The organism is Acinetobacter sp. WA-87 (assembly GCF_039938935.1).
Classification (GTDB): Bacteria; Pseudomonadota; Gammaproteobacteria; order Pseudomonadales; family Moraxellaceae; genus Acinetobacter; species Acinetobacter seifertii.
In genome coordinates, this window is sequence record NZ_JBDUVF010000004.1 from 127,561 (window position 1) to 141,039 (window position 13,479).

Consider the following 13,479-nt stretch of genomic DNA (forward strand, 5'->3'; position numbering starts at 1 on the left):
TATCAATATTTAAGTATGTTTAAAAACAGTCTAAAGCAATTAAGGTATGTTTTCATAAGCCCATTGATGCAGTCATGTTAAAATAGAAATATTGTGTAAATTGGACCTTGTTCCTTGGCTGTATTAAATCCTGCTTCTGTTCCGTTATCTTTATATATCCACATGCCTTGGTGCGTGCGTAAATGTCCTTATTGCGACTTTAACTCGCATGCCGTGCCTGATGGTGCGCTTTCAGCAGAACTTGAGCAAACTTATCTAAAAGCATTGGTAGCCGACTTTGAAACTCAAGTTGAGATGGCCCAAGGACGTTCAATTCACAGTGTATTTATTGGGGGTGGAACGCCTTCACTTATTTCTGCCAAAGGCTATGCATGGCTATTTGAGCAGCTTAAGTCATTACTTAACTTTGAAGATGACTGTGAAATTACTTTAGAAGCTAATCCGGGAACACTGGAACATGACCCGTTTGCAGGCTATTTAGAGGCGGGTATTAATCGTTTGTCGATTGGTGTACAGACTTTTAATACCGATCACTTGCAAAAGCTTGGACGTATTCATTCAGCAAACAATGCTATGGATGCAATAGAGCAGGCAAGACAAGCAGGTTTTAAGCGAGTTAATGTCGATTTAATGCATGGTCTGCCTGAGCAAACGTTAGAGCAAGCACTTTATGACTTAAAGATGGCTGTAGAGCATGGTGCGACACATATCAGTTGGTATCAACTTACCATTGAGCCAAATACCGTATTTTTCCGAACTCAACCTGTTTTACCTCAAGATGAGGTATTAGAAGATATTCAAGAGCAAGGCGAAGCATATTTAAAAGCAAATGGCTTTGTAAACTATGAAGTGTCGGCTTGGCGTAAAGAACAACCTTCAGCCCATAATTTAAATTACTGGGAGTTTGGTGATTATCTTGCGATTGGTGCAGGTGCGCATGGCAAAGTAACACAGTCAGATGGCGTGTACCGTTTCCAAAAGACCCGTTTACCGAAAGATTACTTGGCAAAGGTTCCTGCTGAACATTTGCAAATGAAAAAGATTGAGGCAGATGAGCTACCTTTTGAGTTTATGATGAATGCCTTACGCTTAAATGATGGGGTAAAAGCTGAATTATATGAACAGCGTACAGGCTTAAGCTTAGATCATTTAAATGAGGTACTCACTTCACTGCGAGCTAGAAAGTTACTGGTAGAGGATAGTTCTCGTTTGGCTTGTACAGAGCAGGGACATATTTTCTTAAACTCGGTACTAGAAGAGTTCTTGTAAGAAGCAAACTAAAAAGCCGCACAATGAGATGCGGCTTTTTTAATTTTAGCGGGTGGTATAACCGCCATTTGCGAAAATGGTTTGGCCTGTAATCCACCAGCCGTCTGTGACTAAGAAGCGAACTAGAGGTTCAATATCTTCAATTTTAGTAAGTCCACCTAAAGCTGAAGCAGATTTATGGTAAGCGACTGCTTCGGCAGACTCCTGACCATAAAAGAAAGGTGTATCCATGGGGCCTGGTGCAACAGCAGTCACAGAAATTTGGCGATCTCCAAATTCTTTCGATGCAGCGCGGGTGTAATGCTCAACAGGTGCTTTTAAACCTTCGTAGGTTGAATAGAGACCCGTGTAGGCTGCCAGAAGAGAAGTCACGATTGAACAGATTTTTCCGCCGTCATTTAAATGGCGACCTGCCGATTGAATAAAGAAATAGGCAATTTTTGAGTTGATATCGCTCATACTATCAAACTCTTGTTCGGTAGTTTCTAAAAATGATTTCTTTAAAACCTTTCCAACTGTATTAATGGCAATATCAATTCCACCAAAATGCTGTTTGGTATCTACAAAAAGTTTTTCGATGTTGTCGATATGAGTTAGGTCCGCCTGAATTAAAACAGCATCTACACCGAATGCTTTTAAATCTGCGAGTGTTTGTTCGGCATCTGCTTGTGTTTCTGAGCTATTGTAGTGAATTGCGATTTTCGCACCGTGTTCTGCAAATTTACGGCTAATAAGTCCACCTAAGTTTTTTGCACCGCCTGTAATCAATACAACTTTATCTTTAAGCGTATGAGTTGCCATGATGGTTATTCCTATGATGACTTGTTCTAATGTGTTTTTAGTCTAGATTGGCGGTAATTTTTGATCAATTATGCTAGTTTGGTTTAACTATTCAGAAAATACGAACAATTAAAATGGATCGGTTGCAGCAATTTTTTATTTTTACAGAAGTCGCTAAACGGCAAAGCTTTAGTGAGGTTGCGCATCGACTCGATCTACCTCGCTCAACGGTAACCAGCGCCATTCAACAACTTGAAACTCACTATGGCGTACGCTTATTTCACCGCACCACCCGTAAAGTATGCTTGACGCAAGATGGACAGCGAATATTGCCAGAGTGCCAAAACCTGTTGTTTGACTATGAACAATTAGAACAACTGATCCAGACGCAAAAACAGCATTATCGCGGCACATTAAAAATTTCAATGCCCAGTCGGATTGTGCATCAAGTGATTATTCCTGAGCTGTCAGATTTTTATCATCGTTATCCAGATATTCATTTGCAGCTCAATAGTTCTGATGACATGACTGATTTAATTGAAAAGGGGATTGACTGTGTTGTTCGTGTAGGTGAGTTAGATAGCAGCAGTTTAATTGCAAGATTGATTGGTCATTTAGTCATGGTGAACTGTGCAAGCCCCCATTACTTAGAACAGTATGGTACGCCTGAACAATTAGAAGATCTATCACAGCACAAACTGATTAACTACGCAGGAGCCGTAGGGGAAAAGCAGGGCGTATTTGTATATTCGGGTGGAACCGTCATGATGGATAGTGCTTTAAGTGTAAATAATACCGAAGCTTATAGTGCTGCGGCTTGTGCAGGTTTGGGGATTATTCAAGCTCCTTACTACGATGTTCAAGATAAAATAGAGCAAGGTATTTTAGTTGAAGTGTTGAGTGCTTATAGTGCAGCATCACTTCCACTCAATATTTTATATCCGAACCGAAGTTATATTCCAAAACGATTAGAAGTTTTTATGAATTGGATTGGAGAGGTTTTAAATCGCAAATGCATCGTCATCTTTTAGTCATAAAAAGAAAATAAGATAACAATAAAAAAAGCCTCTCAAATTGTGAGAGGCTTTTTAGAATTTGGTGGGTCGTCCGCGACTCGAACGCGGGACCAACGGATTAAAAGTCCGCTGCTCTACCAACTGAGCTAACGACCCAAATGGGTTCAAAACAGATAAGTGGTGGGTCGTCCGCGACTCGAACGCGGGACCAACGGATTAAAAGTCCGCTGCTCTACCAACTGAGCTAACGACCCGTATCGTTTTGATGTCGCGTATTTTAGCAAGTTATTCAACTAACACAAGAGGAAATTTAAAAACATTTGCATGATTGCCTATAAAAAGCACGATTTCCTCTTGTTTAGCTAAAAAATGAACTAAAAACGGTATTTATATGCCTGAATGTTGTCAAAAATTTCAGTTGTGATGTCACAGTAACTGCTTGCGCCAGGCAATAAAGCGAGTAAACGTTCAGAAGTTTTGCTCGGATTAAACGCATCTTCTTTCAGTTTATTCTTCTGATATTTAAAAGTACCTGTTGTTTCGACCTTTTTTTGTACACGTAAAAACACCGGTACGGCATAAGCAGGCAAGCACTTCTTAAAGACAGACACCATTTCGGTTAAATCTGCGTCATTTAACTCTTCACCATCTGCCAGCGTGATGGCTGCCATACCAGCACGACCATTGGTATTTGGAATTTCTACACCATAAACGACAGCTTCAGCAATTTTTTCGTATTCGCATACCATGTTTTCCACTTCAGTGGTGGATACGTTTTCACCTTTCCAGCGGAAAGTGTCGCCTAGACGGTCCACAAACTGAGCATGACGGAAACCAATATCTCGAACTAAATCACCTGTGTTGAAATAAGAGTCGCCTTTTTTGAAAACATCTTTCCAAATTACAGATTTGTTCTTTTCAGGGTCTGTATAACCGTCAAATGGAGAGCGGCTAGTAATTTTTCCAACTAGCAGGCCAACCTCACCTGCTTTAACTTTTTGACACCAGCCGTTTTTGTCGCGGATAGGCTCATTTTTCTCTTTATCGAACTGAACAATGGCATATGGTGTAGGAGAGAAGCCAACTGTGTTGTCGAAGTTGAAAATATTGCTAAATCCAACGTTACCTTCGCTCGATGCATAAAGTTCAAGAACTTCTTTAACGCCGAAGCGTTGTTTGAACTTGTCCCAGATGTTTGGACGCATGCCGTTACCGATCATTTTGGTGACACGGTGGTTACGGTCAAGTTCGGTAACTGGAGCATCCATTAGGTAACGGCAAAGTTCGCCAACATAACCAATTGCAGACGCATTAAATTTTTGAACGTCTTTCCAGAATGCGCTAGTCGAATATTTACGTCGAATAGCAAGAGTAGAACTGCCAGCGATTACACCACACCAGCAAACCACCACACCTGTTGCATGATAAAGCGGTAAGGTAACGTACATAACGTCATCTGGGCCTAAGTTTAAGATATGGCCATAAGTGCCATACGCTAATGTCCAGCGACTATGCTTGAAAATAACTGCTTTTGGTAAACCTGTTGTACCAGAGGTGTAGATATAGAATAGGCCGTCATTACCCGTCACAGAACGAGTAGTCGATGGGTTAAATTTTGGAAATTGATCAATTTGTTCAGCTAGATTCGCATAACCTTGAGGTGCTTTACCTGCATTTTGACGTGTTGCTTGATCTGCAAACCAATGAAAACGGTCTTTAGGAACATTTAAATCTTGGCGAATTTCATCAATAGCTGCTCGAACTTCTTCACCCGCAATAACAGCAATTGGCTTTACGAGATTGATGCTATGAGCGAGAACTTTACCGACTTGAGATGTATTCACAAGTGCAATGGTCACCCCAATTTTAGCCAAACCAACAATTGTTGCGATTAGCTCGGAGCGGTTTTCAATCATTACAGCAATGACGTCCCCTTTACGCGCTCCAATAGAAAGATAGTAATGAGAAATCTGGTTTGCCCATTCATTTAAAGCTTCATAAGAATAACTTTGATCTTCAAATAATAATGCCGTGCCTTTCGGATTCCGTTTAACAGCTTTTTCAAAAGCAATACCCAAACCTGTTGGAGTATGTGATGTTCTTAAATAAGCCTGTTTAAGACCATTTAGGATATGGGGTACTTTGGGAATGAAGCTAGGAAGTCTTGTGGCAACATCACCAAGAGTAATGATATCGGTCTGTGTTGTCTGGCTCATATCAATCCTATTTATTTTTCGATCAATCCAAAAAAGGTTGTGTGGGCAAAAAGTCCAATAGTTTTCATGGTTCACCATGCTTTTAAAACTTTTCTTCTAGTGCAATCAACCTAATTGGTTAAAAATAACAAAAAAAACCTAGTCATCGAAATGACTAGGTTTGTTTAAATTAGCTGCAATTGAGCAAATGGCTTACTCAGCTACAGGATTAGCTTTTTTGGGTGGACGGCCACGAGGGCGACGAGGACGACTTGGTTTGTCCTTATCAGCTTTAGAATCTTCTGATTCACTCTCTGTCGGAGCTTCAGTTGACTCAGCAGCTTGTTCTTGAGCTGCTTTAGCTTTTGCCGCTGCTTTTGGCTGTTTCGCAATTGGAGCTTCTACTACAGCTTCAACTGGTGCTTCTTCTACGCTAGTTGCCACCTCAGTTACTTGATCAAGCTCAAGCGGTTGTTGCTTTGATTCAACAGGCGCTTGTGTTTCAGCAACAGGAGCAACAACAGTTTCTTCTACTACAGGAGCAGGGGTAGCTACTTCCTCTTGGGTAGAATGTTGTTGTTTCACTTGCTCAAATGCTTGCTCAGCAGCCAATTTTGCTAAACGGCGACGTTCACGTGGATCATTTGCAACACGTGGAGTCGGCGCTTGCGATGGAGTAAGCGGAAGCACTGGTGCTGGTTCTGCTTCTTCAGCTGGTTTATGGCTTGGAAGTTCTGCATCACGAGTTACTGGTTTTTTCTCTTCTGTTTCTGAAGTTACTTCAACCACCAAAGTACTTGCGTACTGTTCCGTAAACTTCTGCAAAGCACGATTAAACGTTGGTACTAAACCAAATTGTTCAATCAAAACAGTGCAGTCTTCGCCATATACGTGACGAATTAAGCTACCAATTGTGTATTGTGCCAAAGTTGGAATTTGCGATGGCGTAACAGTTGGAGTAGCTGCTTTAGCTTGTTTAGCTTCACGTTGCTGACGACGACGCATACGAGGATCGTTGCTAGCACGTTGGATTTGAGGCTGAGTAGCTTCTTTAGTTGGTTGCGCTTCTTTTGTTTCTGCAACAACAGCTTTCTCTTCTACAACTGGTGCAGGAGTTGGCTCTTGAACAACTTCAACAGGAGCCGCTTCAACATGTTCAACCTTTTGTTCAGGCGTTAGCGCAACAATTTCGCTTTGACCTTGGTCAACGTTGATGATTAAAGCTGTGTTCATGACATCATGTTTAGGTGCGTCAATTACATCCACTTTAACTTGTTTTTCGTCAACAACTACTGGTGCCGCCGGCGTATTTTGATTTTCATTTAATACGCTTGGATCGCGATGGCGATTTGGACGGTTTGGACGTTGTTGATTATTACGATCACGGCGTGGAACAACATTCTCAGTTTGTTGTACATCATTATTTTGATGTTGCTGATCTTGGTGTTGTTGACGCTTTTGCTGACGTTTTAATTCACGTTGCTCTTGGCGTGACAACTGAACCACTTCTTCATGAACTTGATGTTGTTGTTCATGAGCTTGGTGATGCTGTTCACGTTGCTCTTTATGTTTACGCTTTTTGTTGTTCTGACGTTGTTGTTGAGATCTATCATCTTTTTCAACATGTTCACGAACTTCTTGTTTCACTGGTGACTGTGAAATATAAGCATTATTTGACTGAACTGGCGCGACTTCTGCAACAGGAGGTACAGCCACTTGACCAAACTGACCACGGCTAACAGCACCAGTATTTACCATTTGCTCAATCGCAGCTGCGGCATTTTGTGCTGAACGAGATTGATCAACAGTTTGCGCTTGTTTTTGAACAAATAAGTTTTCTAACCATGCACAAGGACTTGCCGCTTTTTGAGCCGCAGGTTGCTGTGCTACAGGTTGACTTGCTTGTTGGTTTGCTTTTTTCTGAGCTGGAGCATTATTTGAAGCTTGAGCTGTTGCATGTGCATGCCCGTGATCTGCTTCTTCTAAATGCCATTCAGAAGACTCATAACCTAGCTCTTTTTCGCTTGAGCGAGTTGCTTCAGTGCGTTCATAACTAGATGGAGCAAAACCGTCTGGGTTATAAGCAATTTCGTAATGTGGAGTTTCTAAGTGCGGGTGAGGTAATACAGTGACGCGTACACCAGAAGTTTGCTCTAAATACACCAGACTATGGCGTTTTTCATTAAGCAAGAAGGCTGCAATTTCAACTGGAACTTCAACCTGAACTTCACCATGACGTTCACGAAGAGCAATCTCTTCAACTTTACGCATGATTGAAAGAGAAAGCGAACGTAGGTCACGAACCATGCCTGTACCATGACAGCGAGGGCATACATAACCTGTTGCTTCTTCAAGCGATGGACGTAAGCGTTGACGGCTCATTTCCATTAAGCCAAAACGAGACAACTGACCGAACTGGATACGAGCACGATCGCTTTGGGTTGCTTCACGAAGTTTTGCTTCAACCATACGTTGGTTGCGTTCTTTAGTCATATCGATGAAGTCGATGACAACTAAACCGCCAATGTCACGAAGACGAAGTTGACGAGCAATTTCTTCTGCTGCTTCAAGGTTTGTGTTCAGTGCAGTTTCTTCAACATCATGCCCGCGAGTTGATTTCGCAGAGTTAATATCGATTGAAACTAAAGCTTCAGTCTGGTCAATCACGATTGAACCGCCAGATGGAAGTTTTACTTCACGCTCGTAAGCAGTTTGAATTTGGCTTTCAATACCAAAATGAGCAAACAATGGCTCATTTAAAGTATAAGTTTTTAATTTGTCTAATTGACGAGGCATGACTGCTTTAACAAAGTTATAAGCTTCGTTATAAGCTTGTTCGCTATCAATTAAGATTTCAGCAACGTCATCACGTAAGTAATCACGAATTGCGCGTGTTACAACACCAGCTTCTTGATGAACAAGCATTGGAGAAGGGCCAGAGCTTGCTGTACTTTGAATTTGTGCCCAAAGGTCAAGTAAGTGCTGTAAATCAAGCTGTAATTCTTCTTGAGTACGGCCAATACCAGCGGTACGTACAATCACGCTCATGCCGCGAGGTACATTTAAAGAGGCTAAAATTTCTTTTAACTCTTCGCGTACTGAACCCGAAATTTGACGGCTGATACCGCCACCTTTAGGGTTATTTGGCATAAGAACTAAATAGCGACCTGCTAGAGAAATAAAAGTAGAAAGCGCTGCACCTTTATTGCCACGTTCTTCTTTTTCAACTTGAACTAAAAGCTCTGTGCCTTCAGTAATAAGTTCACGAATGTTTGAAGTCTGACGAGGATCTGCCTGGAAATAGCTATTCGCAATTTCACGCATAGACAAGAAGCCTTGACGGCCTGCGCCGTATTCAACAAAAACAGCTTCTAAAGAAGGTTCTACGCGGGTGACATGGCCTTTATAGATATTGGATTTTTTCTGTTCTCGGGTACGATTCTCTAAATCAAAATCGTAAAGACGATTACCAGTGATAAGTGCAACGCGAACTTCTTCGGCGTGAGTTGCATTAATCAACATACGTTTCATGGGTGTGACACCTAATAGTGACTCACACAAACAAACCAAACAAACTTAAAGGTTCTGAACGAACATCGAACATGACGGATCATTTCCCAGATCTCAAAATACTTGTGGTCTGAGTCATCTGTTACCGGCCACATTTAGCCTTAGCTTCGATTCTCGTCTGTGATGTAGGCAATACTGCTTCAACCTTTAAATCGGAATTCCTTTTTGCTTCACTGGCGGGTGAGCGGTGCATTGGTTAATGACTTTCACTGTCATTGGCCGCGAAGTGACTTCTTTATTGGAAGTTTGATACGGAATGCTCATCGTATCGGTGCTTTCGGCAGTTCCAATGCATCAACGCTTTAGCCTGAAGGCAACATTAAGGATCGATTTGTCTGATGTGTATCAGTTTACGTTCCATAACCAACTAGAGTTGGTAACATATTTTTTTGAACAAACTGAATTAAACGCAACAGTTTGTCATTTTGCCGATATAATAAGCCTTCGGCGTCGGCATAATTCTTTAGGACCAATCCGAGCTGGTGATGAAAGCATCATTTTGATTGAGGTTTCAATCAGGGAAAATTCCCATTAGATGTTCACTTACGGCGGTATCCGTGCGCTGACTATATCAAACCTTGCAGCATCTGCCTATGGGCTAAGCTTAGATTTCTTGTGAAAAAACTAAGCTAATCGGTCATTTATTAATCAAATTTCGTAAAATTTCAGGTTTAAATATTAGTATGAATTCTACACAGCAATGGCAAAGTGTCACTTGGTTTGAGGTGGATGAGCATCAAGCAGGACAACGAATCGATAATTTCCTGTTTTCACGTTTAAAGGGTGTGCCAAAGAGTCGAATTTATCGTTTGATTCGTGAAGGTCAGGTTCGCGTGAATAAAAAACGTATTAAAGCCGAGACCAAACTCGCAATTGGAGACCAGATTCGTGTTGCGCCTATTCGCTATGAACAAAAAGATGAAACAGCTGTTCCTGTAAGTGATGGTGTGGCACAAAGTTTGTTAAGCCGTGTGGTTTACGAAGATGAAGGTCTATTAGTTGTAAATAAACCATCTGGTATTGCTGTACATGGCGGCAGTGGTGTGGCTTATGGTTTGATTGAGGCACTACGTGCGGCGACAGGCAAAAAATATTTAGAACTCATTCACCGTATTGACCGTGATACTTCTGGTCTAGTCATGATCAGTAAAAAACGTAGTACTTTAAAGTTGCTACAAGATATGTTGCGTGAACACAAAATTCGTAAGACCTATGCAGCTATTGTAAAAGGTCAGGTAAGTCTTGATAAGCAACTCATTGATGCTCCTTTATTCCGCTATGAGTTAGCCAATGGCGAGCGTCGTGTACGTGTATCTAAAGAAGGTAAGCCAAGTAAAACTGAATGGGTGGTTGCAGAGCGCTTTAAAAATGCCACGTTGGTTCATGCTTCACCTTTATCAGGTCGCACACATCAAATTCGTGTACATGGTTTAAGCATTGGACACCCTTTGATTGGTGATGATAAATACGGGCACAACACAGCTTATGCAGGCCCTGAAGCACGCCGTTTGTGTTTACATGCGATGCGTTTAGATATTCCGGGTTATCCGACTATCGAAGCGCCTTTACCAGAAGACATGACCCAGTTATTAGATGCTTTGAGAGTAGCAAAATGAGTCTGAAAACAGAATTAGTGATTTTTGACTGGGATGGTACTTTATATAATTCTGTTGGTCAGATTGTTGCAAGTTTACAGCATGCGGCAGAGCAGCATGAGTTAACTCTGACTGATGAAGCTGCAAAAAGTATTATCGGTTTAGGTTTACCGGAAGTGATGCAAACTTTGTTTCCGGAAGCGCCCGAGCTACATGAATCGATTTTAAAAGCATATGGCGATCACTATATTGCGAACTCGACTAGTGATGCATGGTTTGAGGGTGTTTCTGAACTACTTCATGACTTAAAAGCCCAAGGTTTAAAGCTTGCCGTAGCGACAGGTAAAAACCGTCGTGGATTAGACCGTGTGATTGCAAAAACAGAAAGTACTCATTTGTTTGATGTTACTCGCGCAGCCAATGAAACTCGATCAAAACCAGATCCACTCATGTTGCAAGAAATATTAACAGTCACTGGGGTGAGTGTTGAGCGTGCAGTTATGATTGGCGATAGTAGCTATGATCTTGAGATGGCACAGCGTTTAGGGATGCCACGTATTGGTGTAGGCTATGGTGTGCATTCAATCGAAGTTCTACAACAGTTCCAGCCTTTAACGATTGCTAAAGATGTACCTGAGCTACATAACTTTTTAAGAGAGTACGCAAAGTTATCTAATGCAGATGTAGCGTAATTTAGAATGATATAAGAAGGGGGAATTTATTCCCTCTTATTGTATGTCCAATAACAATAAGACGAGAAAAATGAGCCGTTCTATTCGTTTATTAAATCTTTTACAACAACTCCGTGAATTCCGTTATCCAGTTACTGCCCAAGTCTTGGCTGAACGTATGGGAATTAGTGTTCGTAGTATTTACCGTGATATTGATAGTCTACGTGCCCAAGGCGTGAGAATCGATGCATCGGCAGGTTTGGGGTTTCAGCTTAAAGAAGACATTGTATTACCACCAATGACACTCAATGAAAATGAAGTTGAAGCTATTTTTTTGGCACTGTATTGGTTAAAGAGTGTGCCTGACCAGTCTTTACAATCATCATCTACATCCATCTTAGCTAAATTAAATTCTGTTTTGCCTGAGCATCGCCAATATTTATTACAGCAAACGACCCTAAGAGCGTTTAACACATGGCTGCCTGTAGATGAAAATCGAGTCGAACAAGTGCGCTTAGCTATTCGGCAGCAAGTCAAAATTTCGATGCATTATCATGATGAACAACAGCGAAGTAGTGTTCGAACCTTGTGGCCTTTTGCTTTGGGATATTTTAATGACAAAATTGTATTGGCCGCATGGTGTGAACTACGACAGGACTTTCGACATTTTAGAATGGATCGTATTCAACACTTAAGTTTAACCCAAGAGTTATATCCATCATTTAAACAACAACTGTTCCAGCAATGGTGGGCGCAAGAATCGCAAAAGACTACTGACAAAAACTGACAAAAGACACTTGTAGACTAGCATCACGATAAACAAGGAGCCATAAAAAATGAGCCTTAAACTTTATACTAACAAAGAATCGCGTGGTGTGGTTGTCGACTGGCTTTTAGTCGAGCTTGGTGTTGAATGTGAGCGTATTGAAGTCGAATACAAGACAGAGATGAAATCACCAGAATATTTAAAACTTAATCCTTTTGGAAAAGTACCTGTATTGGTAGATGGCGATGTGGTTATTTATGAGTTAGGGGCAATTTGTGCATATCTAGCCGACAAGTTTAGTGACAAAGGTTTAGCACCAGCCTTGAATGATCCAAAGCGTGGTTTGTACTACCGTTGGTTGTTTATGATGGCAGGTCCTTGGGAAGCTGCTGGCGTTGATAAAGCTCTAGGAATAGAAGTAGCACCTGAGCAAAAAATGTTTGTTGGTTATGGTGATTACAACGATGCCTACCAAGCTTTGGTTGAAGGGTTAAGTGAAGCGAAGCCTTATTTATGTGGTGAACAATTTACCGCAGCAGATGTAAGTGTGGGCGCGATGCTGTTATGGCAATTAAAAATGAATGCAATTGAATCACACCCTACCATTACACGTTATGTTGAAACGATTAAGCAACGTGAAGGCTTAAAACAAAGCAGCATGGGCGAGTTACTGTAAATTTATACTACTTCGAGCCACCCTTTAGGGTGGCTTTCTGTTTTTTAAACCAAGCGTTTTAGTTACTGATAAAACCAGCAGCCACGTTAATACAAATTGCTAAAATTGTTGTGTTAAAGCCAAATGCCAGCACGAAATGAAATAAGTTGAGCAAACGCATATGCCTGGTCGTGACCGATACATCTGCTGTTTGTGCTGAAGTACCAATAATATAACTAAAATATAAGAAGTCGGGATAAGTTGGATTTTTGGTGCCTGGGAACTCTAATCCGCCACTTTCTTCATTTCTCGATAAAGCCATATAAAAGTCATGTGCATAATGCAAGGCGAAAACTGTGTGCATAAAAAGCCATGCTGAAACAATCGTAAGTAAAGCTAAAGCAACATGTCCTAATTTTGCATAATGGTCAGAAGGAAGCTGGGACAACTGTACTAAAATAGCAACTAAACACATAGAAATTGCCAGTAAAACAATCAGCATAATCACCCATTTGCTTTCATCTTGTTTTTTAGCTTGTTGCTGCATTTGAGAGTGATCTGCATTTTTCATTAGTTTGAAAACATGCAATAAATATAAGCCAATCGAACCATTCCAGCTGACTAATAAAATAGTAGACCATTTCCATGAGGTGAACAAAGTCAATAGAGTTCCGGCAATAACTCCCACAAATAAAGCAATAAAGAAGTGAGGTCGATTTCGCACGCTACGACCCAAATGCTTTAATAGTGCTACCATTTACTCGACACTCCATATGCTTTAGTAAATATTTTTTACTGTTTGGTTAATTTAACATTAAGTTTTATATATGCTTTATGCTTATTAATAATATTTTATAAATTAAAGATAATATATTTATCGAAAATTAAATTACTTCATTAAAGTATAAAATAAATATTAAATGCATTTATTTTATACTTTAATTTAGATTTTCTAACTAATT

The 13,479-nt window shown here is 40.7% G+C and carries 10 protein-coding genes and 2 tRNA genes; 6 read left to right on the top strand and 6 right to left on the bottom strand.

Annotation, left to right across the window (positions count from 1 at the left end; translation table 11 throughout):
* Positions 1-114 precede the first annotated feature (114 nt).
* On the top strand, positions 115-1,269 hold the full coding sequence (hemW, locus tag ABFY81_RS13080; RefSeq protein WP_347913929.1) for a radical SAM family heme chaperone HemW: 1,155 nt from the start codon (positions 115-117) through the stop codon (positions 1,267-1,269).
* A 45-nt stretch (positions 1,270-1,314) separates the two neighbouring features.
* Here the strand turns inward: hemW and ABFY81_RS13085 are convergent, their stop codons facing one another.
* The gene (locus ABFY81_RS13085; protein WP_347913930.1) at positions 1,315-2,070 is read right to left on the bottom strand and encodes an SDR family oxidoreductase; all 756 of its coding nucleotides are present in this window, start codon (positions 2,068-2,070) and stop codon (positions 1,315-1,317) included.
* 113 nt (positions 2,071-2,183) lie between these two features.
* On the opposite strand from ABFY81_RS13085, the gene ABFY81_RS13090 reads away from it, so the two are divergent.
* The gene (locus ABFY81_RS13090) at positions 2,184-3,080 is read left to right on the top strand and encodes a LysR family transcriptional regulator (protein ID WP_347913931.1); all 897 of its coding nucleotides are present in this window, start codon (positions 2,184-2,186) and stop codon (positions 3,078-3,080) included.
* 65 nt (positions 3,081-3,145) lie between these two features.
* Here the strand turns inward: ABFY81_RS13090 and ABFY81_RS13095 are convergent.
* The 4 genes from ABFY81_RS13095 to ABFY81_RS13110 form a co-directional block, all read right to left on the bottom strand.
* Positions 3,146-3,221 (bottom strand) — tRNA-Lys (locus ABFY81_RS13095).
* Positions 3,222-3,243: 22 nt separating this feature from the next.
* Positions 3,244-3,319 (bottom strand) — tRNA-Lys (locus tag ABFY81_RS13100).
* Between the two features lie 120 nt (positions 3,320-3,439).
* On the bottom strand, positions 3,440-5,281 hold the full coding sequence (locus tag ABFY81_RS13105) for a long-chain-acyl-CoA synthetase (protein ID WP_216985733.1): 1,842 nt from the start codon (positions 5,279-5,281) through the stop codon (positions 3,440-3,442).
* Between the two features lie 192 nt (positions 5,282-5,473).
* Positions 5,474-8,791, bottom strand: coding sequence for an Rne/Rng family ribonuclease (locus tag ABFY81_RS13110; protein WP_347913932.1), 3,318 nt, complete (start codon positions 8,789-8,791; stop codon positions 5,474-5,476).
* Positions 8,792-9,513: 722 nt separating this feature from the next.
* Here ABFY81_RS13110 and ABFY81_RS13115 point away from each other — a divergent pair.
* The 4 genes from ABFY81_RS13115 (at position 9,514) to ABFY81_RS13130 (ending at position 12,538) form a co-directional block, all read left to right on the top strand.
* Positions 9,514-10,446: an RluA family pseudouridine synthase gene (locus ABFY81_RS13115; RefSeq protein ID WP_004698941.1), complete on the top strand. Its 933-nt coding sequence runs from the start codon at positions 9,514-9,516 to the stop codon at positions 10,444-10,446.
* Positions 10,443-11,117, top strand: a complete 675-nt coding sequence (locus ABFY81_RS13120) for an HAD-IA family hydrolase (protein ID WP_347913933.1) — start codon at positions 10,443-10,445, stop codon at positions 11,115-11,117. Before ABFY81_RS13115 ends, ABFY81_RS13120 begins: the two co-directional genes overlap by 4 nt.
* 70 nt (positions 11,118-11,187) lie before the next feature.
* On the top strand, positions 11,188-11,883 hold the full coding sequence (locus ABFY81_RS13125) for a YafY family protein (protein WP_151682953.1): 696 nt from the start codon (positions 11,188-11,190) through the stop codon (positions 11,881-11,883).
* Between the two features lie 49 nt (positions 11,884-11,932).
* Positions 11,933-12,538 (top strand): glutathione S-transferase family protein, encoded by a 606-nt coding sequence (locus ABFY81_RS13130; RefSeq protein WP_347913934.1) that lies wholly within the window; start codon positions 11,933-11,935, stop codon positions 12,536-12,538.
* 58 nt (positions 12,539-12,596) lie between these two features.
* Here the strand turns inward: ABFY81_RS13130 and ABFY81_RS13135 are convergent, their stop codons facing one another.
* Positions 12,597-13,274, bottom strand: a complete 678-nt coding sequence (locus ABFY81_RS13135; RefSeq protein WP_347913935.1) for a DUF1345 domain-containing protein — start codon at positions 13,272-13,274, stop codon at positions 12,597-12,599.
* Positions 13,275-13,479 lie beyond the last annotated feature (205 nt).